A 25998-nucleotide genomic window follows, 5' to 3' on the forward strand; every position below is an offset into this window, starting at 1 on the left:
CTAATGGGCGCGACATCAGTAGAATCTGCGGCCTAAAATTTTTTGCAAAATGCTATTCGGAAAAATCAGTATGCCCAAGCCTCCAGCCCGCCACAAGCGCCCCTCTCAAAACCTGTGGGTGGAGACGCAGAGGCGGGACCGACTGCGCTGGCTGGCAACCGGTGCGCTCGCCCTGCAATCGGCAAACGCGGTATGCGCGGAGCCTGCCGATACTGAGATGCCCTACGACTGGCACCCAAAAGAAACGCTGACGGCTGAACAACTCACCCGCGTCGGCCCCGGCTGCGATGGCCTTTACATCGACCCTACCCGCGCCCGTACCACCGGAGAATCAGCGCCTATTGAGGAACAACCACTTTATATAGACGCAGACAGTTCAGAAGTTACCGAGGGTGAAACCGCACTCCTCGAGGGCAGTGTTGAAGTTAGCCAGGGTGACCGTGAAATCAAAGCCGACCGCATGATTTACAACATGGTGGAGGATACAGCTGCGCTTGAGGGCAATGTGAGTATTCGTCAGCCCGGCCTACTCTTGCGCGGTAGCGGTGCCGAAGCCAAGGGTACTGATCACTCCGCCGAATTTCGTGATGCACAGTTTGTATTGCACGAGCAGCACCTGCGCGGAAATGCAAAATCCATCGAACAAACCCCGGAAAAAGTGATTCGCTTGCGCGAAGGCCAGTTCACCAGTTGTGAGCCCGGCAATCGTTCCTGGCTGCTGGAAGGGGAAGAAATTACCATTGATACCGAATCGAACTGGGGAACGGGACGTAACATCAAGCTGAAAATTATGAATGTACCGCTTATCTACTTGCCGTACATCAGCTTCCCGGTCAGTGACGAACGCAAAAGCGGCTTTCTTTTTCCTTCGCTGAGCGTCAGCGAAAAAAATGGTTTAGACATATCCACGCCCTACTACCTGAACCTGGCGCCCAATTACGACGCTACGATCACCCCTCGTTACATTGGCAAACGCGGGGGCATGCTGGAAATGGAAGGGCGCCATTTAAACAGCCACTTTGCGAGCCTCGCCAACGTCGCTTTTCTTGCAAATGATCGCGGCGGTCGCACCGCTGAGCTGGACGCGCGCATAGCGGCGGGCGAACTGACCGAAGCGCAAGCCGTCCCTTACAAAGGCGAAAATCGCTGGCTTGGCCACTTCGAGCAAAACGGCGGCACTGGCAGCACCTGGTTCAGCGAAATCAATTACACCCGCGTTAGCGACAACGACTATTTCCGCGATCTGGGCACTAACTCCATCAGTTTGCAGAACACCACCCATTTGAACCAGTCAGCGTCTGTCGGAGCGCAGTTCGACCACTGGCAACTGCGTGCACTGGCGCAGGACTACCAGGTGCTACTCTACGACGTCGATGACCCTTATCGCCGCATGCCACAGATTGATCTGGACGGCCAATATCAGATCGGTCCGATCTCCACATCCCTTGAAAACCAGATCACACGCTTTGACCACCCAGACGACAACTGGCGCAACGGCAACAGCATCATAAAAGGCAGCCGTTTCAACAGCGACTATCGCATGTCGACGAATCAACGTTACACCTGGGGCTTTGTAAAGCCCCAACTCGGGGTACAAACCCTGCACTATGAACTGGATCAGGATGCCCTCGCGACGGACGCCGACGCAAATCCAACACTGGTAAGTACCCTCGCAAGCTTCGACTCCGGCCTCATATTTGAGCACCCGGGCGGAGTGCTGCTGCAAACCCTCGAGCCCAGAGTGTTCTACCTGTATCGAAGTTATGCCGATCACTCAGAGCTATACAACGTGACTGACGACGGCCAGAACGTAAATTTTGATACCAGCCAACGCACTTTTTCGTATTCGCAGCTCTACCGCGACTCGAGGTTTATCGGCGGCGACCGCCTGGACGACGCCAATCGCGTCACTATCGGCGTTACCAGCAACTGGTTCGGCCAAAACACCGGCACTGAATACTTCAGCATCAGTCTCGGCCAGATATTCCATTTCGACAGTCAGCGCGTCGCCCTCACCGAGGACGTTTCGACTGAAGATAAATCCGAGTTTGCGGGAGACATGCGGCTGCGCCTCGGCGAACGCGGCCGCCTTTACGCCAGCGCGGTTTACGATGGTGAAAACAGCGTATTTAAACGCGGCGATGCCGGTATCCAGTTCAGTAGCGAAAACAGCCGCACTCTGGTGAATCTCGGCTACAGCTATATTCGCCGCGACACGGCGAGCACCACCGGCATCGACCAGGTGGACAGCTCTTTCGTCACGCCCGTGAACGCACAGTGGACAGCCATGGGGCGTTACAACTACGACTTTGGTTCCAAGACGGAACTGGAATCTTTTTTAGGTCTCGAATACAACGACTGCTGCTACCGGGTCCGCGTCTTGGCGCGCCGCTGGTTGGACAGTAACATAGCGCCCCTCGCGGATTCTGCGGATGCACTGTATGATCGGGGGCTGTTTGTCGAATTTCACCTGAAAGGCCTGGGCAGTTCCGGGGCCCGCGTGAACTCGATTCTCGAAGACAGCATCTACGGCTATCGCGAGCGCGAAAATTATCTCAACCAGAAAAAATAATATGCACCGAATGACTTCAATTTTTGTTTCTGTGCTGGCGGTTTTTGCGCTGGCATTGTCTCTCCCAAGCTACAGCCAACCGCAAATGCTCGACCGTGTCGTAGTCATTGTTGATAAATCAGTGATTACGCAATCCGAGCTGGATTCGCGTATCGCAAATATTACCCAGCGCGCGGCCCAGGCTGGTATGCGATTGCCTGGCCGCGATGTCCTGCAAAAACAGGTGCTGGATCAACTGATTTCCGAAACCTTGCAGCTCAACATGGCCAAGCGCTATGGCATTGAAATTTCGGATGCAGACCTGAACGGTGCAATCCAGAACATTAAGGCTTCGCGCGGCTGGGACGACGAAACCTTTGCCCGTGAAATTCACGCAGAAGCGGCAAATATGCACGAGTTCCGCGAAAATCTGCGCCGCGAAATTACCCTCCAGCAGGTATCGCAAGGCGTGGTTCGCGGCCGCATCCGAATCTCCGAACAGGAGATCAGCAACTTTTTGAAATCAGCCGATGCGCAATTCTGGATCTCCCCTGATTATCGACTTGGCCACATATTAATTCCGCTGCCACCCGCCCCATCAAAGGAGCAGACTGAAGCCGCCGAGAAGCGTGCCGAGGCCATCTACCAGCAACTGGTGAACGGCGCGAACTTCGGCGAAATGGCGATCGCAGAGTCGTCCGGGCCCTCAGCGCTTAAAGGTGGCGATCTGGGTTTCCGTAAATCCGCCGACTTGCCCACCCTGTTTGCTGAAATCGCACCCACGCTGGAAGTGGGAGACGTGTCAAAGCCTGCACGCAGCCAGGCCGGTTTCCACATTCTGAAGTTGATGGACAAACGCGGCGAGACCAAACAAGTGGTTTCGCAGGCGAAGGTACGCCATATTCTGTTAAAACCTTCCGCGATTTTGCCAAGCGACAAAGCGCGCGCGAAGCTCGAGCAGATGCGAGAGCAAATCATCAAAGGTGAAGCGGATTTCGCAGAACTGGCAAAAGACAACTCTGAAGATATCGGCTCTAAAATGTCTGGCGGCGATCTCGGTTGGGCTGAGCCAGACACCTTCGTCGGAGAGTTTGCACAAACGATTCGCGATACCAAGATCGGTGAGATCAGTGAGCCCTTTCAGACCCAGTTCGGCTGGCACATTCTGGAAGTCCTGGATCGACGCCAGGAAGATCTCACTGAGGAAGCGATCCGCGCCAAGGCCAGGCAGGTTCTAACCAGCCGTCGATTTGAGGATGAAACCCAGGTCTGGTTGCAGGAAATGCGCGACGACGCCTTCATTGAAGTTAAAATTTAGGAGCGCTGAGTGCGAATTGCTTTGACTCCCGGCGAACCCGCCGGTATCGGCCCCGACCTCGCCGTTGGGATCGCACAACAGGCGCGCGGCTTCGAGCTGGTGTGCATCGCCAGCGGCGAGATGCTCGCACAACGGGCGGAGCAGCTTGGCGTTCCACTCACACTAATCCCGTTCGAAGAGGGCCGCCCCGCTACTGCCGCCCCTGGCGAACTGTGTTACCTTGATGTACCACTCGGCGCGGAAGTTCTCCCGGGAAAGCTCGACAAAGCTAATGCACACTACGTGCTGGACACACTAGCGCTGGCCGCACTTGGCTGCCTGGATGGTCGCTTTCAAGCGGTGGTAACAGGCCCGGTACAGAAAAGCATTATTAATGACGCGGGTGTCGCATTTTCAGGTCACACTGAGTTCTTTGCCGAGCGAAGTAATACGGCGCGCGTAGTCATGATGCTTGCGACTGAGGGCCTGAGAGTCGCCCTCGCCACAACGCACTTGCCTCTCAAAGATGTGTCTGCCGCTATCACCGACAGTGATTTATCCGACACCATTGCCATATTGCTGGCCGATCTAAAACGCAAATTCGGTATTGAGCAGCCGCGAGTTCTGGTGTGCGGGCTGAACCCTCACGCCGGCGAAGGCGGACATTTGGGCAGTGAGGAACTCGACGTTATCGTACCTGTGCTTAATAATTTTCGCGCAAAGGGTGAAAATCTTATCGGCCCGCTACCCGCGGACACGCTGTTCACCCCCAAATACCTCGACAACGCCGATGCCGTGCTCGCCATGTATCACGACCAGGGCCTTCCTGTGCTCAAATACAAGGGGTTTGGCAACGCGGTCAACATTACTCTGGGGCTGCCGTTTATTCGCACATCTGTCGACCACGGCACTGCCTTGGATCTCGCTGGCAGCGGCGCGGCTGACCCAGGCAGCCTGCAGGTTGCTCTGCGCGAAGCCGTGCGCCTGGCCGCTAACCTGGAGACGCAAAATTGAAGCGTGGACCGAACCTGCAGCATCAGGCTAAAAAACGCTTTGGGCAAAACTTCCTGCAGGACCAAGGTGTGATAAACGCCATTGTGCGCGCAGTTCACCCGCAGGAGGGGGACAACCTGGTTGAGATCGGACCAGGCCAAGGGGCGATTACCGGACTGCTGCTCGAGCACTGCCCAAATTTGCAGGTGATCGAGCTGGATAAGGACCTGATACCTGGACTCCTCGCGCAATTCGCCAAGTTTCGCGGCTTTAAAATCCATCAAACCGACGCCCTGAATTTCGACTTCAGCAGCTTAAGTTCCGTCGAGCACCCGCTGCGTATCGTCGGCAACTTGCCGTACAACATTTCGACACCGCTGATTTTTCACCTGCTAAGCTTTCGCGAACAGGTACGCGACATGCATTTCATGTTGCAAAAGGAAGTGGTTGAGCGGCTTGCCGCGAGCCCGGGCGAAAAAAATTATGGCCGGTTGAGTATTATGGCGCAGTATTTCTGCCAGGTGGAAAACCTGTTTGAAGTGCCGCCTGAGTGCTTTATCCCCGCACCGAAAGTAGACTCAGCGATAGTGCGCTTGGTGCCGCACAAAGAATTGCCCGTCAAAGCCCATAACATGGCGCGTTTTGAGACGCTGGTAAAAACAGCATTCGCCCAGAGACGTAAAACGCTACGTAATTCTCTCAAGTCGTTTGAAATAGATTTTGCATCTATTGACGTTAAAATCGACTTGGCTCAACGCGCCGAAAACCTTAGTCTTGAACAATACGTTAACCTCAGTAACGCCCTCTGGCCTGAAGAGTAGACCCGTATATGAGCAATGATTTCAATGTCGGCGTATCGAACACAGTACAAATTTCTGTGGCAACGCGCTATATCGAAGAACAGTCACTACCAGAACAACACAAATACGTGTACAGCTATACCGTTAGCATCTTTAATCAAGGTATAGAAGACGTTCAACTACTGAGCCGCTATTGGCATATTACCGACGCAAACGACAAGGTACAGGAGGTCCAAGGTGTAGGCGTGGTAGGCGAGCAACCTACAATTGCCCCAGGCGAGGATTACACCTATACCAGCGGCACAGTAATGGCCACCCCGACCGGGCTGATGAAAGGCTATTACACAATGAAATCTGCCAGCGGCCTGCAGTTTGACGCGGAGATTCCCGTATTCGCATTGGTTCAACCGCACGCACTCCACTAGCCAGTCACACGCATGCCAACCTATGCTATTGGCGATGTTCAGGGATGCTTGAAAGCGCTTGAACGGTTGCTCGATAAACTGAATTTTGATGAACGCAACGACAGGCTCTGGTTCGCGGGTGACCTGGTCAACCGGGGCGAGAACAGCCTTGGCGTGCTGCGCCTGGTGTATGGTCTAGGTGACGCCGCCGTAGTTGTGCTGGGCAACCACGACCTGCACCTGCTTAGTGCCATTGCCGGCATAAAAAAAATAAGACCAGACAACGAGATGTACCGCATTCTACAAGCCCCAGATAAAAAACAGCTTGTGAAATGGTTACGAAATCGCCCCATTTTGCATCACGACGAAATTACGGGTTTCACAATGGTGCATGCTGGCATCCCACCTAACTGGGACCTTGCTGAAGCGAAGGCGTATGCACGAGAAGTTGAAGCAGCCGTCAGCAAAAAAGAGAATACCCGATATCTCGAAGCGATGTATGGCGATGAACCCAACCGTTGGTCAGAAAGCCTGCGCGGTTACACCCGGTTGCGGGTGATCACCAACTACTTTACGCGAATGCGGTTCTGCGATGGACGAGGAAAGCTGGAGTTTCTAGCCAAGACCGGCCCTGATGAGCCGCCAGCTGGCTTTGCTCCCTGGTTCAGTCACAAAAACCACGCTTGCCGCAATGACCGGATACTGTTTGGCCATTGGGCTGCGCTGATGGGTAAAACCCATCACCCTAACTTTATCAGTCTTGATACTGGCTGCGTCTGGGACGGCGCCCTTACCGCCTACTGCCTGGAGAATGGGCGCCGAATCAGCGTGGATTGCTGTAGCCTTTAGCGTGCACTGCGGGCGAAGCGTTCAGATCCGCCTCTCACAGCATCACTCACGCCCACATGAGCCCATTAATTAAGCTCAACCAGTCCCATTGACTCAGTCTTCATAGCCCTGGGGGTTACTGGACTGCCAACGCCAGGTATCCGCGACCATTTGCTCGAGCCCATATTCAGCTTTCCAGCCCAACTCGTTCGTAGCCAGCGCCGGGTCAGCGTAACACTCCGCAATGTCGCCAGGTCGCCGCTCCGCGATCTCGTAGGGAATTTCCTTGCCGCATGCCTTCGCAAATGCGTCTACAATCTGCAGCACGCTGTACCCCTGGCCGGTGCCCAGGTTGTAAGTTAGGCAGGCTGGCTGGCAGTTCAGAAGCTTTTCCAGCGCCCTCACATGCCCGCGGGCGAGATCGACCACGTGAATGTAATCACGCACCCCTGTGCCATCAACTGTGGGGTAATCGTCTCCGAAAACGCGCAATTTGGCGAGTTTTCCAACCGCAACCTGGGCTACATAGGGCAATAGATTATTCGGGATGCCTTGCGGGTCCTCTCCTAAGCGTCCAGAGGGGTGCGCCCCTATCGGGTTAAAGTAGCGCAGCAACCCGACGCGCCAGTCATTGCCGGGTACCCGGCAGGCATCCCGGAGGATCTCTTCCACCATCAGCTTACTGCGACCATAGGGGTTGGTTGCTGACGTGGGGAAGGTTTCCAGAATCGGCGCAGAAGCCGGATCACCGTACACGGTAGCCGACGAGCTGAATAACAGGCGGGAAACCCCGAACGCCTCCATTACTTCGCACAAGGCTACTGTGCCACCCAGGTTCGTATGGTAGTAGCGCAAAGGTATTTGCGTGCTCTCTCCAACCGCTTTTAAGCCTGCGAAATGGATGACCGCGTCAATGGAGTATTCGCTGAAAATATCACGTAATACCGCCTTATCGGTGACATCTCCCTGGATAAAAGTCACTTTTTTGCCGCTGACTTCTTCCACCCTGTTGAGCGCCTCACGCTTGCTGTTGCAAAGATTATCGACCACTACAACTTCGTAGCCCGCGCTCAACAGCTCTATACAGGTATGAGTGCCAATGTAGCCTGCGCCCCCAGTAACCAGAATACTCATAGTACAAAAATCCCATTTGTTTTGAATTACGTATTACCCAATAAGATACCAAAATTCTGGCGCAATACTTGAATAGTTTTTTTACTAAGCCAAATGATAGGTCTGTGTGATCTAACAGCATTCACAGGTAGTACCAGTGAACCTGACTGTGTGTTTTACCACGACCTCGATTAAAACGGTTAGCACATTTTATTTTTGCTAACGAGAACAGTTAAATTGGGTTTCAACTTCACATGAAGGCGTGTAGTGTAGGCTTCAAAACACCACTATTCAGTTGCTGTGAGATTCGCTAAAAATTAACTGATTTTTCAGGCAAAGCGTTCTCCTAAGAATTTGACCACGCTGCGCGGCAACGTGTATTGCCGCTAGTTGAAGCAGCCAACCTCACAACACTATAGCGAGCCACTTGATTTGACCAGTTAGACAAAGCGATTAAGACGAACAAAATGATACCGCGGTTTTCCTCACACTTATCCAGAGATCAGATGCTCTGCGAAGCCCGCGTAAGAACCTGAGAAAAAGTTAAGTTCTTTTATTTTTTGTCTCGCAAGTCGCTGAATGTTTGGGTGTTAATCAAGAACCTAAAAATATTGGGACTATGGGAATCTAATTCTTTTTAGAAGTGTCAAAGCAGAATCTATAGACACACTTGAGAGCTAGAAAATAGTCTGCGCCCTCGCCTCTTCAGAGCTATTATCAATTAATAGCAGGGCGCTTAAAGCATTTCATCGATAAACCCACGCGAGGTGGGAATTGCTAATTGCCGTTAGATTATCGGCCATTGGTCACCCCTCAAATGGTCGCTGGCAAACTGATGCCGCAACAATACGCCACCAGTCATGTCAGCGAGACGTCTATTGTCCGAGCGATACCGCTAGGCAGCAGGAGAAAATGCATGACAATTTTTAATCACTATCAGGCAAGATACACTGCAACTCAGCAAGAGGAACTCACTATTCAGGAGTACCTTGAGCTCTGCAAGAAAGACCCCACAGTTTATGCCAGTGCAGCGGAAAGAATGCTCGCAGCAATTGGGGAGCCTGAGCTGGTAGACACCTCTAAAGACTCACGATTAAGCCGCATATTTTCGAACAAAATTATCAAACGCTATGAAGCGTTTGAAGAATTCTATGGCATGGAGGAAGCGATAGCCCAAATCGTGTCGTTTTTCCGCCATGCAGCGCAAGGGCTGGAAGAAAAGAAACAAATCCTCTACCTGCTCGGCCCTGTTGGAGGCGGTAAATCGTCACTCGCTGAGAAACTCAAAACGCTTATTGAAAAGCAACCGATCTATTGCCTGAAAGACTCACCGGTCTACGAATCGCCTCTCGGCCTGTTCGACCCCGAAGAAGATGCGCATATTCTCGAGGAGGATTACGGCATCCCGCGTCGCTACGTGAAGTCCATAATGTCACCGTGGGCCGTAAAACGCTTGCATGAATACGGTGGCGACATCAGCCGTTTTAAGGTCATTAAGGTTTACCCTTCAATTCTCGACCAGGTCGCCGTATCCAAGACGGAACCAGGAGACGAAAATAATCAGGATATATCGTCGTTAGTGGGTAAAGTCGACATCCGGAAACTTGAGGATTTCCCCCAGAATGACCCAGACGCCTACAGTTTCTCCGGTGGATTGTGCCGCGCCAACCAGGGAATCATGGAGTTTGTCGAGATGTTTAAGGCGCCAATCAAGGTGCTACACCCGCTGCTTACTGCGACCCAAGAGGGCAACTACAATAGCACGGAGGGGCTTGGCGCAATCCCGTTCGACGGTATCGTGCTCGCGCATTCCAATGAAGCCGAATGGCAGAGTTTCAAAAACAACAAAAACAATGAGGCATTTATCGACCGTGTATACATTGTCAAAGTCCCTTATTGCTTGCGCCTGTCTGAAGAGGTTCACATCTACGAAAAGCTGTTGCAAAACAGCTCACTGAATACAGCGCCCTGCGCACCCGATACACTCAAAATGCTAGCCCAATTTACCGTGCTCTCCCGCATTAAGCTGCCAGAGAATTCGAGCTTGTTCTCTAAAATGCGCGTGTACGACGGTCAAAACCTGAAAGATACCGACCCGAAAGCCAAGTCGTTACAGGAATACAAAGACGCAGCCGGTGTAGACGAAGGCATGAACGGCTTGTCTACCCGTTTCGCATTTAAAATTCTGTCTAAGGTATTCAACTTCGACCCCACGGAAATTGCTGCCAACCCGGTACATCTACTGTATGTGCTTGAGCAACAAATCGAGCAGGAGCAGTTCCCGGAGGAAATTCGCGATCGCTACCTCTCGTTCCTAAAAGAATTCCTGGCGCCACGCTACGTGGAGTTTATTGGCAAGGAAATACAAACCGCTTATCTCGAATCCTATGCAGAGTATGGCCAGAATATTTTCGACCGCTACGTAACCTATGCCGACTTCTGGATTCAGGATCAGGAATACCGCGATCCGGAAACGGGTGAGATTCTCAACCGCGCGGCATTGAACGAAGAGTTGGAAAAAATTGAAAAGCCCGCGGGCATTAGCAACCCGAAAGACTTCCGCAACGAAATCGTAAATTTTGTTCTACGTGCCCGCGCGAATAACAACGGTAAGAATCCGGTGTGGAGCAGTTACGAAAAGCTCCGGACAGTAATTGAGAAAAAAATGTTTTCCAATACTGAAGAATTGCTGCCGGTTATTTCTTTCAACACTAAATCCTCTGCGGACGACCGCAAGAAACACGAGGATTTCGTCGCCAGGATGGTAGACCGGGGCTACACGGAGAAACAGGTGCGCCTGCTCTCAGAGTGGTATCTCAGGGTTCGCAAGTCTCAATAAGCCAACGCAAGGGTTTCGTGTGAGTTATATTATTGATCGCCGACTGAACTCCAAAAAGAAGAGCATGGTAAATCGCCAGCGGTTTTTGCGGCGCTACCAGCAACACATTAAAAAAGCCGTTTCCGATGCTGTGGATCGGCGATCCATAACCGATATCGAAAGTGGTGAAAGCATTAGCATTCCCACTCGCGATATCAGCGAGCCTATTTTTCATCACGGTAGTGGAGGCAAAAACAACCGCGTCCTCCCCGGCAACGACCGTTTTAACGGTGGCGATCACATCGAACGCCCGGAACAGGGTCAAGGTGGTGGTGGTAACGGATCTGGTGCAAGCGACAGTGGCGAGGGCGAAGACGATTTTGTTTTTCAAATATCGCAGGAAGAATTTCTTAACTTTTTGTTTGAAGATCTCGCTCTGCCAAACCTAGTCAAGCGCCAGCTGGCCGGAAACGAGGAATTTGAGTTTCGCCGTGCAGGAATAAGTAACGAAGGCTCGCCCGGAAAAATCAATATTATTCGCTCACTGCGCTCCGCCAATTCACGCCGTATCGCGTTAACTGGCAAGAAGCGACGACGTTTGAAGGAAGTCGAAGCAGAACTCGAAATTCTTGAGCCGGAATCTGCGGAAGCCCAAGCCCTGCTAGCTGAAGCGGAAGAGCTCCACGCCAAAATTAAGCGAATACCCTGGCTGGACGATTTCGACCTCAAATACAATCTCCACGTAAAACACCCGCTTCCAACGTCCAAAGCCGTGATGTTTTGCCTGATGGATGTGTCCGGTTCTATGGATCAAGCAACAAAAGATATCGCCAAGCGTTTCTTTTTGTTGCTCTACCTGTTTTTACAGCGCAACTATGAACGCACCGAAGTGGTGTTTATTCGCCACCATACCAGCGCAAAGGAAGTGGATGAACAGGAATTTTTCTATAGTCGTGAAACCGGTGGCACAATTGTTTCAAGCGCTCTGAAAATGATGGACGACATTCTGCAAACCCGGTATCCGGCGAGCGAGTGGAATATCTACGGCGCCCAGGCGTCCGATGGCGACAACTGGAATGACGACTCCGTTATATGCTATCGCCTGCTTACAGAAAAGTTATTGCCCAAAGTACAGTATTACTCCTACATTGAAATTACCACCCGCGAGCGACAAGCGCTCTGGCATGCTTACGAGCAAGTATTGTCCGACTTCCCCAATACCTTCGCCATGCGCCAGCTGCAAAGTGCAGCGGATATCTACCCGGTATTCCGCCAGCTATTCCAAAAACAAACTACTTGAAGTCGCTGATGAACGAAGAAACAAGTCAACCAATTTCCAACACCTCCGAATGGAATTTCGAACTGATCCAAACCTACGATGCCGCAATAGGGAAAATCGCCGCGGAGTATGGCCTCGATACCTACCCCAACCAAATAGAGATTATCAGTTCAGAGCAAATGATGGATGCCTACGCATCTGTAGGTATGCCGCTGGGGTATAGCCATTGGTCGTACGGCAAACAATTCCTCAGTGTGGAGCAGTCATACAAGCGCGGGCAAATGGGGCTCGCCTACGAAATTGTCATTAACTCCAACCCCTGCATTGCATACCTCATGGAAGAAAACACCATGATGATGCAGGCACTGGTCATTGCCCATGCGTGCTACGGGCACAACTCTTTTTTTAAAGGCAATTACCTCTTTCGTGCCTGGACTGATGCAAGTTCCATTATCGACTACCTGGTATTCGCCAAAAACTATATTGCGAAATGCGAAGAAAAGCACGGTGTTGATGCTGTCGAGGCAATTCTCGACTCCTGCCACGCGATCATGAATTATGGCGTCGACCGGTATAAGCGCCCTTACCCCTTGTCTACTCACGAAGAAAGCGAACTCCAGGAAAGAGCGTGAAGAGTATCTGCAACGTCAAGTGAATGATCTTTGGCGAACAATTCCAACGTCCGACAAGGCAGACGAGCAAAAAGAGAAAAAGCGGTTCCCAGAGGAACCTCAAGAAAATCTGCTGTACTTTTTCGAAAAAAATGCGCCACTGCTGGAATCTTGGCAACGCGAAATTATTCGCATCGTGCGCAAAATAGCCCAGTACTTTTACCCGCAGCGACAAACCCAGGTTATGAATGAGGGGTGGGCAACCTTTTGGCATTACACCTTGTTGAATACCATGTACGACCGGCGGTTAGTTAACGAAGGCTTTATGCTCGAGTTTATGCAAAGCCACTCCAGTGTAATCTACCAACCAGCATACAACAGCCCCTACTTCTCCGGCATCAACCCTTATACGCTGGGTTTTAATATGATGTCAGATATTAAGCGCATCTGCCAAAACCCAACGGCTGAGGATCGCGAGTGGTTTCCGGAAATTGCCGGTACTTCCTGGACCGAGGCGCTGGACTTCGCCATGCGCAACTTCAAAGATGAGTCGTTCATTCTTCAGTATTTATCGCCAAAGGTTATGCGCGACTTACGTCTGTTCAGCATTCTCGACGATGAGGACAACCCCGATATCGAAGTAACCGCTATTCACGACGACTTCGGCTACCAGGAATTACGCGAGGCACTATCCGCACAATACAACCTGGGCGACCGCGAGCCCAATATTCAGGTTTACAATGTGGATATACGTGGGGATCGTTCACTCACTCTGCACCATTACCGCTTTGACCGGAAACCGCTGGAAGAAAAAACAGCCAATGAAGTGTTAAAACACATTCATCGGCTGTGGGGCTTCCCGGTGAATCTCTATTCTATGGAGGATAACCGTATCAAGCAGGAATTCCACTGCCCGATCGTCCCCGAAAGCTGAAAAGCGGGCAGAGCGACCAACCTGTCCAATTACTCGGCCACCGGTCCCGGTACAGTCTCATCGGCGACCCGAACACGCTTCGAAACTTCTGTACCAGATACTGTACCCGGTACCCTACCGGCCAATCGCCTTCGCGTAATCGCGTTGAACAGCAACCCGAAAATGTTCTGATACAGCATTAACGCCAGTAAAACTGAACTTGCACCCGCCAAGGTTAGTAGCGATACCTGCTCTCTTGCGACTACGGCTCCAATGGATAACGCCAGCACTGGGGTAATCAGTGGAATCAGTGATACCGACGCGATAGAGCAATGGCGCAATACATAAAAAAACAATGTGTAACCCATTACTGATCCAGCAACAGCCAAATAAGCCACACCTAGCATCGACTTCATGTCGATCTGCTGCGGAACCTGGCCGTCCAGAAAAAACCAAGTCAACAAAAAAGCCGGGGATGCGAGCAGTAACATCCCGGTCGATTGTCTCAGCGGATTTACCGCTCCACCCAGGGCCTTCAACCATACAGTGCTAAGCGCGAACAGTAGTGACGAACTTGCCATACCCAATACACCATAGGTCGCATCGCTACCAAGCGCGATTTGATCAAGATTAATTATCGCCAAACCCAATAGAGCGATGAATAATGCGATAATCCGCATCGGATTAAACACATTTTCTTTTAAAAGCAGGAGCGAAAAAAAGCCCACCGCAAACGGGTAGAGGCCAAGCAGTACCGCCATTAATCCGGAAGAGAGGTACTGCGCAGACCAATAAACAATAAGCATATTGGGGTACAAGCCAATTGCGCCAGCGACAAAAGCCAACCAATCGCGCTTCGATTCAACCAGAGGGAAACGCAAGGCCCGCATGGAAACAACACAAAGCGCAAGTGCCAACAAAAGGCGTAAGGTAACTGCCGCAATGAAATCAAGACTGCTGTTACTCCATTGAATGGCCAACGGCGTCGTCGCCCATATAAATACCACAAAAATATACGCAAATATAACTGGCATAGCTAACCCCTCACTTCCGTGACGACCGCGATCCCATCTCGCCAACAACAAGGTTGGAAAAATGAAGTCCCTAAAACGAAAAAGGCCGCAGTTTTTTAAGCTGCGGCCTTTGGAATTTTTTCTTTAGTTAAATACTAAAAATGAACATCTCCCCAGCACGCAAAATAGACACGACGCAGCACAAGGACACGCCATGCGCAGGTAATCGCGATCATTTTGTTGGCTGAATAAATCATGAAATTAAAAATTCGCTTTTATAAAATGGAGATAATTAAAACTGGTGTTCAGTTCTGCAAAAGTAGCATAGCTGTTGCAGATGGCTTAGAGTGTGCGTGATCGACGAAACTTCGTCAACCGTTAAAACGTAATTTTTAAATGAAATTTAAATGAAAATATACTTAGTGGGCGGTGCGGTAAGAGACCAGCTGCTCGGCTATCCACATCACGAGCAAGATTGGGTTGTTGTGGGCGCCACACCCCAGCAGATGCTTGACGCAGGTTTTAAACCCGTCGGCAAAGACTTTCCGGTTTTCTTACACCCGGAAACTCAAGAAGAGTACGCGTTGGCACGCCAGGAGCGCAAGACCGCGCCCGGGTATACAGGCTTTGCCTTTCACGCTGACGAAACCGTAACGCTCGAACAAGACTTGCTGCGGCGCGATCTGACCATCAATGCTATTGCGATGGATGAAGAAGGTACAATTATCGACCCCTACAATGGCAAGCGCGACATAGAAACCCGCACTTTGCGGCATGTTTCACAAGCCTTCTGTGAAGACCCTGTGCGCATCCTTCGCATCGCGCGATTTGCTGCACGCTACCATCACCTGGGCTTTCGTATTGCACCGGAAACCCTCGCACTTATGCGCGACATGGTACAAGCCGGTGAGGTCGATCACTTGGTAGCAGAGCGGGTATGGAAGGAACTATCACGCGCACTCGAGGAACAGCATCCAGCCATTTTCATCCAGACATTGCGCGAATGCGGCGCTCTACACCGCTTAATGCCTGAGCTTAACGCGCTCTTCGGCATCCCCCAGCCCGAGGCTCATCACCCCGAGGTCGACACGGGCGTACATGCACTGCTCGCACTTGAGCGCGCCTGCGAGCTCAGCTCCACACCGGAGGTCCGGTTTGCCGCTTTAATTCACGATCTCGGCAAAGGTGTAACACCGAAACATCTGTGGCCCAGCCACCACGGGCACGAACAGGACGGCGTCGCATTGGTCGAACAACTCTGCAACCGCTTGAGCACACCCAACCAGTTCAGGGAACTGGCGGTCGCGGTATGCGCGTACCACACCCACTGTCATCGCGCTTTCGAACTCAATGCAAAGACGCTTCTCAAAACCCTGCTGGCGTTAGATGGTTTACGCCGCCCCGAGCGCTTTCAACAATTTTGCCTGTGCTGTCAGGCTGATGCGCAGGGCCGTACCGGTCTCGAGAACCGACCCTACCCACAAGCTGCCTACTTCCTGCAGGCGTTAGAAGAAATTCAAAAAGTGGATGCAAAAATGTTTGTCGCACAGGGCAAAAAGGGCGCAGAAATTGGAGAAGCCATGTACAGCGCCAGGCTACAGAAAATAAAACTCCTAAAAACGGCACAGACGCCCCATGAATAGACATCCCCGCCCTATCGCGATTGTAACAGGCGGAGCCCGCCGTATCGGAGCCGCCATTTCACGTGCGCTGCACCAGGATGGCTATGACGTTGTTATTCATTTTGGCAGCTCGCAGCACGAATCGAATCAGATTGCTGCAGATCTCAACGCACTTCGCCCCAACTCCGCGTGGACCTTTCAAGCCGATTTAACGGACAACAACTCACTCAGCAGGCTGTCCGGTTTTATCCAGCAGCGATTCAACCGATGTGATTTGTTAATCAACAACGCATCCAGTTTTTTTCCAACACCTTTAGGTGAATGTACAGAGAGCGACTGGGATACGTTGTTCAGCAGCAACGCCAAAGCGCCTTTATTTCTCATCCAGCAGCTGCGCCCGCTATTTCAACAAAGCAGCAGTATTGTGAACCTTGCCGATATTCACGCGGAAAGGCCACTTAAAAACCATACAATCTACTGCATGGCAAAAGCCGCGAATGTCATGCTGACCAAGTCATTAGCTCTGGAGCTGGCACCGGACGTTCGCGTAAATGGCATTGCGCCCGGGGCAATCTTACCGCCCTCCACAGGAGGCGAAGCCGGAGGCACCAAAAAATTCGAGGAACGCGTTCCATTGCGAAAAATGGGTGGCGAAAATGCGATAGTGGAAACGGTTAGATACCTTGTGCACGCAGAATACGTGACAGGAGAAATCATTGCAGTTGATGGTGGCCGCTCTCTATTGCAATAGAAAGCATTGCAATAGAGAGCGCAGAAAAATTGCTAGACTATTCAAAGGTACCTATATCCACACTGGTAAAAATATTAAACAGAGAGCGGAATTTCCCAGAGTTTTTGGCTTTCATCACCAAACTCGCGCCACAGCTGCGCATAGGTTTTATTGACCTGCGGATGTCGCTCCTCGGGAACAAGGTCTGCCATGGGAAGGAGTACAAAGGCATTTTTTAAAATTTCCCTGCGCGGCAATTCCACACCATCGACAACACCAACGCTGTTGTCATAGGTAAGAATATCGATATCTAGGGTTCTGGAACTAAACTTGGGTTCGCCGCGATTTCGCCCGTGTGTATTTTCAATTTCGCGCAAGCCAGCCGATAATTCAGCGACCGACTGTGCTGTATTTAGAGCAACAACAAGATTTAAAAAATTAGCGCCATCAAATCCCACCGCTTCACTTTCGTACACAGGGGAGCACTTTAATTCCCCAAAAGCCATCCGTAACGCATGAATACCCGAGCGAATATTCGATTCACGGTCGATATTGCTACCCACACTCAGAAGTACAAAAGCCACTAACGTACACCACGCTCAATTCGAATTCCGACATCGCGAGAACCCCGCAACGCCCCAGGCTTACTCACCGTCAGCCGCAACCAGGGCACGTTGAATTCTTCCATAACGACTCTGGCGACCTCTTCCGCCATCCGCTCTACGAGCAGAAATTGCGCATCCCCAACAAAACTGATCAAGCGCTTGGCCACCGCCTTATAGTTTAATGCGTACTGAATATCATCTGTTGCCGCGGCCTGACTGATGTCGTGAGCCATTTCGAGATCGAGGCTGACGGTTTGACGAACTTCGCGCTCCCAGTCGTAGATACCGATGATGGTTTCGATGCGTAAATCATTAATAAAAACGATGTCCATAGAACCTATAGATTATCCAAAGTAGTGCGAGGATTTGATGCGTGAGACGTTTGAATCGCATCGAGCGATTCCAATGGCCAGCGCGGAAAAACATCGACAGACAAATCAGCTGTTTGCCCGGCGATTAAACGTTGGCAACCGGCAAAAGCAATCATGGCGCCATTGTCGGTACAAAACTCGTGACGTGCGTAATATACCCTCGCGCCTATTTTTGCGAGCGCCTGCTCCAACTTCTCACGCAAGCGATTATTGGCAGACACGCCGCCAGCAATAATGAGTGTTTTACGGCCGGTTTGCTGCAGCGCTCGACGGCATTTTATGACTAATGTATCGACCACAGCCTCCTGAAAAGCGTGGCAGATATCTGCACAAGTTTGATCATCCGGTAAACCGTTCGCCTGCGCGTGTTCGTTCACCGTGTTCAGGGTAAAAGTTTTGAGGCCGCTAAAACTGAAGTCGAGCCCAGGTCGATCTGTCATGGGGCGTGGAAATTTAAATCGCCCAGGCTGCCCTTTCTCTGCAAATCTGGCGACCTGTGGCCCACCAGGGTAATCCAGGTCCATCATTTTTGCGGCTTTATCGAAGGCTTCACCGGCTGCGTCGTCAAGCGATTCCCCGAGTAGCATGTAGTCGCCAATCGCCTTTACATCGACCAGCTGTGTGTGACCACCGCTAACCAGCAAAGCAACGAAGGGAAACTCTGGTGGCTCAGCTTCAAGCAATGGGGCGAGCAGGTGTCCCTCCATATGGTGAACACCAATGGCAGGCACGCCCCAAGCATAGGCCATAGCTCGACCAACACAACTGCCAACCAGCAACGCGCCGATCAACCCGGGGCCTGCGGTATAGGCCACTGCATCAATGGCACCCACTGAATGAGTGGACGAAAGAATGTCGTCCACTAGAGGGATAAGCTTGCGGATATGGTCTCGCGAAGCCAGTTCGGGCACTACGCCGCCGTATTCAGCGTGCACCGCCACTTGACTGTAGAGTTCGTGCCCCAGCAGCCCCAACTGGCTGTCAAACACGGCTACGCCCGTTTCATCGCACGAAGATTCGATACCAAGAACTCGCATAACTTAAATAAGCACTCCTAAAATTCCGGCAACAACCCCGTAAGCCAACATCGCTAACACAGCCCTTTTAATGATATAGCCTTCTTTGTTACCAAGCGCTAGCACCGAGGCCACCGCTACAATGTTGTTAATACACACCATATTGCCCATTGCACCGCCAACTGACTGCAACGCCAGTATCGTTGTACGGTCCAACCCAAGGCCAAGCGCGATCGAGTCCTGAATGCCACCAAAGGTAAGGTTGGAAATGGTGTTAGAGCCCGAGAAAAACGAGCCCAGCGCACCGAGAAACGGGGCGAAGAACTGCCAGTAGGCGCCGGTTAGCTCAGCCAGGCTTTGGCCGATCAACGCGACCGCAGACTGTTCGCCCCCCATCATCATCAGGTTAACAAATACCAGTGCGCCCAATAATGCCAGCACCGGGTTTTGCATTTGCACCAGGGTTTCGGTCACCACCCGACGGCCCTGCCCGCTGCGGTACAGGTACAGGGTGATCAGGCTAATGACTCCAAACGGTATAAACGAGGGCACATAAAGAAGGCTGTGGCTCCAGGTTTCCGGCGTATTGAAGATAGACTGCAAAGACACCACGAGTGACGCACTCACAGACAACACCCCCAAACTCCCGAGCTCGAGGATCCAGGCGGGCTCTTTTAACAGCAGCAACTCTTTAATCCCCAACTGGGGAATACGAGTAACAATCAGCAGCAACACCGTACCCCATAGTGGAAAACTCGCTTTCAGCAGCGCTCCCAACGTTACCTGGGGCCGCGTTGCTTCTCCGTCTCTTTCCTGGCTGTCTCGTTCCTGAAAGTCACGCACATTGATGGGGGCTTGCGACAACCCCCAACCCAGGCGGGCGAAAGCGATCGTTAGAACAAGGCCAATGCCACCACCAAGTAACGCAGGAAATTCGTAGCTCACAAAAGCGATAGCTACGTAGGGCAGCACGCATGCGAGAATACTTAACACAATAAACACGGCGTTTTGGACTAGCGCCTTGCGATCCACCAGAAACGACAGCGCAATAAACACCACAACAAACGCCGCTATGCCGTTAATGACTGAGGATTTAATGCCTATCTCAGTTATTTCAGCCGCCGACAAATCAATCGCGGAAAATCCAAACCAGGTGGGTGTACCAACCGCACCGAACGACACAGGAACGGTATCCAGAATTAAACATAAAATTGCAACCCGAACTGCGGGGAATCCCAAGCCGACTAACACGGGAGCGGCGAGCGCAGCAGGCGTACCGAAACCGCTCGCCCCTTCAATTAGAAACTGAAACGCCCAGCCAACAATCATAAGTTGCGCAATTTTATTCTCGGATACCGTGTTTAACCAGGCACGGATAGTCGCTTGCGCACCGGTCACCTCCATAGTACGGAATAAAAATATCGCACCGGCAATGATGACAATAGGTGTCCAGGCGATCAGCAACCCATCTAACACCGCAGCGTGCACCAGCACCGGATCGCGCGCAAAGACCACCAACATAATGAAATACAGCAGTAACGCGCATAGCGGCAGCGCTTTGTACGATGGCATGCTATTTCTGCGGGTCATTAAATAGATGAGAAATACAATCGGGAAATAGGAGAAAAACAACGGCATGAAGTCAACTCAGAGATGTATTTACTGATTTATGGCGTGCATAGCCTAAACTATACGTCCGTCGAACTCACCACCTAAATTGCGGACACACGGGTTAACCCAGCAAAATAATCGGATATACTAACCCGCAAAGCTAATTGAGGTTCCAGGATGAAAGTTGCTGTTTTCAGTTCCAAATCGTACGACATTGAACACTTAAACCAAGCCAATGAAGGGCGCGGGTTGGAATTTACCTTCTTCGAGCCTCACCTGACGGAACAGACTGCTGTACTCACTAAGGGCTACGATGCGGTTTGCTGTTTCGTGAACGACGTGATCAATCAGCAGGTCGCAGCAGAGCTCGCCAGTTACGATATCAAGCTTATCGCCATGCGCTGCGCAGGCTTTAACAATGTCGACCTCGAGGCTTGCGAAAAACACAATTTGCTCGTCGCGCGCGTTCCCGAATACTCACCCAACGCGGTGGCAGAACATGCTGTCGCGCTGATTCTGGACCTGAACCGCAACATACACCGCGCTTTCTCACGTATTCGCGAAAACGATTACTCCTTAAGTGGATTAATGGGCTTCGATCTCAACGGTAAAACGGTGTCGATAGTCGGTGGAGGAAAAATTGGCCAGACGATGATCCGAATCATGCAGGGCTTTGGTTGCCGCGTTTTGTGCTACGACCCCTACCCTTCTGATGCCCTAAAAGAACTCGGCGCAGAGATAGTTCCCCTGGAAACCGTGTGGGCGGAATCGGATATTATTTCCCTCCACTGCCCGCTGGTTCGCTCCACCTACCATATTGTGAATAGTAACTCCCTGTCACAAATGAAAAAGGGCGTGATGGTCATCAATACCAGTCGCGGCGGACTCATCGACACTCCGGCAATCATTACCGCCCTGAAGAGCGGCAAAGTAGGTTACCTCGGCCTGGACGTGTATGAAGAAGAAGCGGAGCTGTTTTTCGAAGACTACTCAGACCAAGTGCTACAGGACGATGTGTTCGCCCGGCTAACCACCTTTAAGAATGTTGTCATCACAGGTCATCAGGCATTTTTCACCCATGAAGCCCTGCAGGCAATTGCTGAAGTCACTCTCTCTAACATCGAAAGCTTCGAGAATAACGAGCTCGATAAGATGTGCCTGGTGAAGGCTTAGACCTCCAGCTCAAAGAACAATTAAACCTCGATCAGAGAGCAACTAGCAGCGTAAAGTCCGCTAATGCAAGGCGATAGCCGGAACGTTGTCGCCGACTTTCCATATACTCAATATTGTTGATCCAGACGCCAAATATACGGAACTCAATTTTTATACAACTTTCCCTTGCAGTTAAAAATGTATGTGTATAGAATTCGGCACCCCGAATATACGAGCGTTCGGCGTTTTTATACGTCGGATATAAATGGAAACAATTACAGGTTAATCTATGCCTTCTGTAAAACTGAAAGAAAACGAACCTTTTGATTTTGCCCTGCGTCGCTTCAAGCGCTCTTGTGAAAAAGCCGGTGTTCTGGCCGAAGTTCGCCGTCGCGAGTTCTACGAGAAGCCCACTTCCGTACGCAAGCGCAAAGCAGCTGCCGCTGTAAAGCGTCACGCTAAAAAGGTTCAGCGCGAAAACCGCAAGTTTCAGCGCCTGTACTAACCTGAGAGTTAGTGCCAGTTCTAACATTAGTGAAGTCGCCAACATTGGCGCTTTGTTTTATAACGTTAGAACATAGTTTTACCGGGTAGCCGGTCTTTAGAAACTCAACCAACACGCAGGGGATGCAGGCTCTTTACTATGGCCAGTGAAATCAAAGCAAGTGTTTCACAAGCAGTAAAAGACGCAATGCGCGCCAAGGACAAAGAACGACTTGGTGTTCTTCGTGTGGTAATGGCAGAGTTCAAAAAGATCGAAGTAGACGAGCGTATCGAACTAGACGATGCGCGCGTTCTCGCAGTACTCGATAAACAAATCAAACAGCGCAAAGACTCAGCCCAACAATTCCAGGACGCAGGGCGACCTGAGTTGGCGGCTGTAGAGACGTTCGAGATTGACGTAATATCGTCATTTCTCCCTTCCCCTCTCAGTGACGACGATATTCTGTCGATTCTCAAGCAAGCAATTGCCGCAACGGGCGCAGAATCCATGCGTGACATGGGCAAAGTCATGGCTCTAGTAAAACCGCAGATTCAAGGTCGCGCAGACGTTGGCAAAGTTAGCGCCCAGGTTAAGTCCCTTCTCGGTTAACCACCGCTAAACTCCCCTTTCGATTCTCCCAGAATTCGCCCCCCCAATCGCTACCTCTATTGGTGCGTTTATTGCTCTATACCTTAAAAGGCATCACCAATCAGGCAATCAAGCCTATAAAAAGCACCATTTTAAGGCAATATAAGGCATTTTTGTGGTGCAAAGCCTGGGGACACTATCTTTTATGGTGCATGATCATATAAATGTGGCTATTCAAAGGAATCGGCTACCAGACAACTTTTTCAGCATTGTCGATAATTGGTACCGCCCTCTCGCCGAGGCTGTGGCGGGCAAGCATCAAGCGCTGGGCAGTACCTTTGTACTGGGCGTTCAGGGCACCCAAGGCAGTGGCAAAAGCACCCTGGCGGACTTTCTCACTGTCATTCTCTCGACCGATCACCAGCTCAACACGGTCGCACTATCTATCGACGATTTTTATCTCACCCTTGAAGAAAGACTCTCGCTTGCACGCACCGTCCACCCGCTGCTCAAAACACGTGGTGTGCCGGGTACTCACGACGTTCAGCTTGCGCTAAATACCATTGACCAGCTAAAAGCGCTGAGTTCAGGTCAGAGCCTGTCACTTCCGCGGTTTAATAAGGCGATAGATGACCGGGAACCGGAGTCCGCCTGGACGCGCGTATCACAACCTGTCGACATTATTATTTTTGAAGGCTGGTGCGTAGGGATGCAGTCTCAATCGGAAGATGAACTCACCACATCAGTGAACCGATTGGAAGCGGATGAAGACCCTGACGGTCGTTGGCGACACTATGTCAACCAGGCCCTGGCCAAAGACTACCACGACCTCTTCAGCCGCTTGAATGCGCTTGCCGTACTCAAAGCCCCCTCCTTCGCCTGTGTCTACGAATGGCGCTTGCTGCAAGAACAAAAGCTCGCCGCGTCACTGGCAAACGCCAGTGCAGAAATGAAAAGTAAAATTCTCTCCCCAGAGCAGGTCGAGCGGTTTATCAGCCACTATCAGCGCTTGACAGAACATGGGCTGCAAACTCTGCCGCAACAGGCGGACTGGACGCTTCATCTCGATCAAAACCACGTCATCACGCAAATGACTCAACGGGACGACTATGCTTAACCCAACGCCTATTGGCACTGAGCCAGTGATCGTTGCTACCGATCTTGACGGCACCCTCCTGGACCACCATGACTATAGCTGGCAGGCCGCAGCCCCAGCCTTGCAGGCACTTAAGGAAGCAGAGGTTCCAATCATCATCAACACCAGTAAAACCTTCGAGGAGGTGCTTGAGCTGCAAAAGGCTTTGGGAATCGTCGAACCGTTTATCGTGGAAAATGGCTCCGGGCTTTTCTTACCCGTGAACACCTATCCCCAACCTGATACCCGGCCTGAACAAGTTGCAGGCTTCTGGCAGTGCACACTGGGCTCGGATCGCGAGGCCATTGTTGCGCGTTTGCACGAATTGCGCGAAGCCAACGGCTGGCAGTTCAGCGGCTTCGCAGACATGACGCTGACAGACCTTATCCAGCACACAGGTCTGCCCGAGGAGAACGCACGTAAAGCCATGAAGCGTCGCTTTTCCGAACCCCTGGTCTGGAAAGATACAGACGCGGCATTTGCAGAATTTAAGGCTCAGCTTGAAGCGGAGGGCTACCGTATTTTAAAAGGTGGCCGATTTGTACATGTGTTAGGCGATACCGACAAAGGCTATGCCGTCACCCGATTCGCAGACATTTTTGCCACGAACGGCGAGACCTTTCCAAAAATAATCGCGTTGGGCGACAGCCCCAACGATATCGAGATGCTTCAGGTTGCCGATTATGCTGTGCTGGTGCGATCACCGGTACAAAACTTCCCCGAATTTAACAGTAAAGGCGTTCAGATACGTACGAGCGCCTTCGGACCAGAAGGCTGGAACGAAGCAATTCAGTCTTTATTACAACATTAGAAATAAGGTAGAAACAGGATATTCCTATGGCCGATTTTTATCAGAACGGGATAATCACCACACTTCACAACCTCAAGCAGAGACCACTCGAGGCCATGGAAGATGAACTTCGTGAATTTTCCAAAACCCGCCCCATGGGACTGGTATTGCCTTCGCTATTCTCCGAGCTCGAGGGTGACGCGCTCCCCAATATTGTCAACGAACTCAGTAAAGTCGACTACCTTTCCGAAATCATCATTGGTTTGGACCGTGCCGACGAAAACCAATACCGGCATGCACTGCAATTTTTCAAACCGCTGAATCAGAACTTTAAAATTCTCTGGAACGACGGCCCGAGACTGCAGGCCGTCGATAAAAAACTGCGCGAAGAGGGGCTTGCCCCGCTAGAACCTGGCAAAGGGCGCAACGTTTGGTTTTGCCTCGGTTACTCACTTTCGAGCGGTAAAACCGAATCTATTGCTCTACACGACTGCGACATCGTAACCTACGATCGCAGCATGCTGGCGCGCCTGCTCTACCCTGTAGCCAACCCCGCGTTCAACTACGAATTCTGTAAAGGATATTACGCGCGCGTCGCCAGCGGGAAAATACACGGCAGAGTAAGTCGGCTCTTGGTAACGCCACTTATCCGCGCGCTGAAGAAAACACTCGGCCACAATGACTACCTGGACTATATCGACAGTTTTCGCTACCCACTCGCAGGCGAGTTCAGTTTTCGGCACGATGTAATCAGCGATATCCGCATTCCCAGCGACTGGGGCCTGGAGATCGGTGTTCTGTCAGAGGTGCACCGCAACTTCGCCAACAACCGGCTGTGTCAGGCAGATATTGCTGACAACTATGACCACAAGCACCAGGAGCTTTCACCTGAAGATGCCGCCCGTGGACTTTCTAAGATGTCGATTGACATCTCCAAAGCCCTGTTCCGTAAATTAGCGACCAATGGAGTGGTATTTAACACGGAAACTTTTCGCTCTATTAAAGCGACCTATTTTCGAATCGCATTGGATTTTATTGAAACTTACGACAACGACGCGCGCATGAACGGTCTTAAACTGGACGTTCATTCCGAAGAGCAGGCGGTAGAGATGTTCGCAAAAAATATTCTGGCGGCGGGCCACAACTTTCTGGACAACCCCATGGAAAAACCGTTTATGCCCTGCTGGAATCGGGTAATCAGCGCTATCCCCAATATCTTGCACGACATCAATCAGGCTGTAACTGACGACATGGAAGAGTTCGGCAAATAAATA

At 51.3% G+C, this 25998-nt stretch carries 22 protein-coding genes and 1 pseudogene; 17 read left to right on the plus strand and 6 right to left on the minus strand.

Going from position 1 to position 25998, the window contains the following annotated elements:
- Positions 1-70 precede the first annotated feature (70 nt).
- From TERTU_RS13890 to TERTU_RS13915, 6 genes are read left to right on the plus strand one after another with little or no spacing between them, the layout of a single operon-like run.
- Positions 71-2572 carry an LPS-assembly protein LptD gene (locus TERTU_RS13890; protein ID WP_015819634.1) on the plus strand — a complete coding sequence of 834 codons (2502 nt, stop codon included), beginning with the start codon at positions 71-73 and terminating at the stop codon, positions 2570-2572.
- Positions 2573-2582: 10 nt separating this feature from the next.
- A complete protein-coding gene (locus TERTU_RS13895; protein WP_015817358.1) occupies positions 2583-3869 on the plus strand; it encodes a peptidylprolyl isomerase in 1287 nt (428 codons plus the stop codon).
- Between the two features lie 9 nt (positions 3870-3878).
- A complete protein-coding gene (pdxA, locus tag TERTU_RS13900) occupies positions 3879-4862 on the plus strand; it encodes a 4-hydroxythreonine-4-phosphate dehydrogenase PdxA (RefSeq protein ID WP_015817810.1) in 984 nt (327 codons plus the stop codon).
- Positions 4859-5662: a 16S rRNA (adenine(1518)-N(6)/adenine(1519)-N(6))-dimethyltransferase RsmA gene (gene rsmA, locus TERTU_RS13905; RefSeq protein WP_015820349.1), complete on the plus strand. Its 804-nt coding sequence runs from the start codon at positions 4859-4861 to the stop codon at positions 5660-5662. The genes pdxA and rsmA overlap by 4 nt, the downstream gene beginning before the upstream one ends.
- A gap of 8 nt (positions 5663-5670) precedes the next feature.
- Positions 5671-6066: a Co2+/Mg2+ efflux protein ApaG gene (gene apaG / locus TERTU_RS13910; RefSeq protein WP_015816889.1), complete on the plus strand. Its 396-nt coding sequence runs from the start codon at positions 5671-5673 to the stop codon at positions 6064-6066.
- Positions 6067-6078: 12 nt separating this feature from the next.
- A complete protein-coding gene (locus TERTU_RS13915) occupies positions 6079-6894 on the plus strand; it encodes a symmetrical bis(5'-nucleosyl)-tetraphosphatase (protein WP_015819541.1) in 816 nt (271 codons plus the stop codon).
- A gap of 93 nt (positions 6895-6987) precedes the next feature.
- Here the strand turns inward: TERTU_RS13915 and galE are convergent, their stop codons facing one another.
- Positions 6988-8007, minus strand: a complete 1020-nt coding sequence (gene galE, locus TERTU_RS13920) for a UDP-glucose 4-epimerase GalE (protein WP_015820685.1) — start codon at positions 8005-8007, stop codon at positions 6988-6990.
- Positions 8008-8902: 895 nt separating this feature from the next.
- On the opposite strand from galE, the gene TERTU_RS13925 reads away from it, so the two are divergent.
- The 3 genes and pseudogenes from TERTU_RS13925 to TERTU_RS13935 all read left to right on the plus strand — a co-directional run bounded on the left by TERTU_RS13925 (position 8903) and on the right by TERTU_RS13935 (position 13628).
- A complete protein-coding gene (locus TERTU_RS13925; RefSeq protein ID WP_015818624.1) occupies positions 8903-10825 on the plus strand; it encodes a PrkA family serine protein kinase in 1923 nt (640 codons plus the stop codon).
- Positions 10826-10844: 19 nt separating this feature from the next.
- Positions 10845-12104, plus strand: coding sequence for a YeaH/YhbH family protein (locus TERTU_RS13930; protein WP_015819317.1), 1260 nt, complete (start codon positions 10845-10847; stop codon positions 12102-12104).
- An 8-nt stretch (positions 12105-12112) separates the two neighbouring features.
- A pseudogene (locus tag TERTU_RS13935) lies at positions 12113-13628 on the plus strand (SpoVR family protein).
- 29 nt (positions 13629-13657) lie between these two features.
- On the opposite strand, the gene TERTU_RS13940 reads toward TERTU_RS13935, so the two are convergent.
- The gene (locus tag TERTU_RS13940; RefSeq protein ID WP_015819987.1) at positions 13658-14641 is read right to left on the minus strand and encodes a DMT family transporter; all 984 of its coding nucleotides are present in this window, start codon (positions 14639-14641) and stop codon (positions 13658-13660) included.
- Positions 14642-15027: 386 nt separating this feature from the next.
- Between TERTU_RS13940 and TERTU_RS13945 the strand changes: the two genes are divergently transcribed.
- Both TERTU_RS13945 and TERTU_RS13950 read left to right on the plus strand, forming a co-directional pair.
- Complete coding sequence (locus TERTU_RS13945; protein ID WP_015820440.1) at positions 15028-16263, plus strand: multifunctional CCA addition/repair protein; 1236 nt, start codon at positions 15028-15030, stop codon at positions 16261-16263.
- The gene (locus TERTU_RS13950) at positions 16256-16993 is read left to right on the plus strand and encodes a pteridine reductase (protein ID WP_015819707.1); all 738 of its coding nucleotides are present in this window, start codon (positions 16256-16258) and stop codon (positions 16991-16993) included. The genes TERTU_RS13945 and TERTU_RS13950 overlap by 8 nt, the downstream gene beginning before the upstream one ends.
- A 74-nt stretch (positions 16994-17067) precedes the next feature.
- On the opposite strand, the gene folK is transcribed toward TERTU_RS13950, so the two are convergent.
- The 4 genes from folK to TERTU_RS13970 are packed head-to-tail and all read right to left on the minus strand — an operon-like array spanning position 17068 to position 20602.
- On the minus strand, positions 17068-17556 hold the full coding sequence (folK, locus tag TERTU_RS13955; RefSeq protein ID WP_015818569.1) for a 2-amino-4-hydroxy-6-hydroxymethyldihydropteridine diphosphokinase: 489 nt from the start codon (positions 17554-17556) through the stop codon (positions 17068-17070).
- Complete coding sequence (gene folB / locus TERTU_RS13960) at positions 17556-17909, minus strand: dihydroneopterin aldolase (RefSeq protein WP_015816808.1); 354 nt, start codon at positions 17907-17909, stop codon at positions 17556-17558. The genes folK and folB overlap by 1 nt, the downstream gene beginning before the upstream one ends.
- Before the next feature lie 5 nt (positions 17910-17914).
- Positions 17915-18985 carry a tRNA (adenosine(37)-N6)-threonylcarbamoyltransferase complex transferase subunit TsaD gene (tsaD, locus tag TERTU_RS13965; protein ID WP_015817380.1) on the minus strand — a complete coding sequence of 357 codons (1071 nt, stop codon included), beginning with the start codon at positions 18983-18985 and terminating at the stop codon, positions 17915-17917.
- 3 nt (positions 18986-18988) lie between these two features.
- On the minus strand, positions 18989-20602 hold the full coding sequence (locus tag TERTU_RS13970) for an L-lactate permease (protein WP_015817827.1): 1614 nt from the start codon (positions 20600-20602) through the stop codon (positions 18989-18991).
- 150 nt (positions 20603-20752) lie between these two features.
- Here TERTU_RS13970 and TERTU_RS13975 point away from each other — a divergent pair, with 150 nt between their 5' ends.
- From TERTU_RS13975 to TERTU_RS14000, 6 genes are all read left to right on the plus strand, one after another.
- The gene (locus TERTU_RS13975; protein ID WP_015817161.1) at positions 20753-21748 is read left to right on the plus strand and encodes a 2-hydroxyacid dehydrogenase; all 996 of its coding nucleotides are present in this window, start codon (positions 20753-20755) and stop codon (positions 21746-21748) included.
- A 268-nt stretch (positions 21749-22016) separates the two neighbouring features.
- On the plus strand, positions 22017-22232 hold the full coding sequence (rpsU, locus tag TERTU_RS13980) for a 30S ribosomal protein S21 (protein WP_015817302.1): 216 nt from the start codon (positions 22017-22019) through the stop codon (positions 22230-22232).
- A gap of 138 nt (positions 22233-22370) precedes the next feature.
- Positions 22371-22820: a GatB/YqeY domain-containing protein gene (locus TERTU_RS13985; protein WP_015820174.1), complete on the plus strand. Its 450-nt coding sequence runs from the start codon at positions 22371-22373 to the stop codon at positions 22818-22820.
- Between the two features lie 184 nt (positions 22821-23004).
- Complete coding sequence (locus tag TERTU_RS13990; protein WP_041590251.1) at positions 23005-23916, plus strand: phosphoribulokinase; 912 nt, start codon at positions 23005-23007, stop codon at positions 23914-23916.
- Positions 23909-24745 carry an HAD-IIB family hydrolase gene (locus TERTU_RS13995; RefSeq protein WP_015820566.1) on the plus strand — a complete coding sequence of 279 codons (837 nt, stop codon included), beginning with the start codon at positions 23909-23911 and terminating at the stop codon, positions 24743-24745. Before TERTU_RS13990 ends, TERTU_RS13995 begins: the two co-directional genes overlap by 8 nt.
- A 26-nt stretch (positions 24746-24771) precedes the next feature.
- Positions 24772-25995, plus strand: a complete 1224-nt coding sequence (locus TERTU_RS14000; RefSeq protein WP_015819827.1) for a glycosyltransferase family protein — start codon at positions 24772-24774, stop codon at positions 25993-25995.
- The last annotated feature ends 3 nt before the right edge of the window (positions 25996-25998 follow it).

The sequence above is a fragment of the Teredinibacter turnerae T7901 genome (genome assembly GCF_000023025.1).
Classification (GTDB): Bacteria; Pseudomonadota; Gammaproteobacteria; order Pseudomonadales; family Cellvibrionaceae; genus Teredinibacter; species Teredinibacter turnerae_B.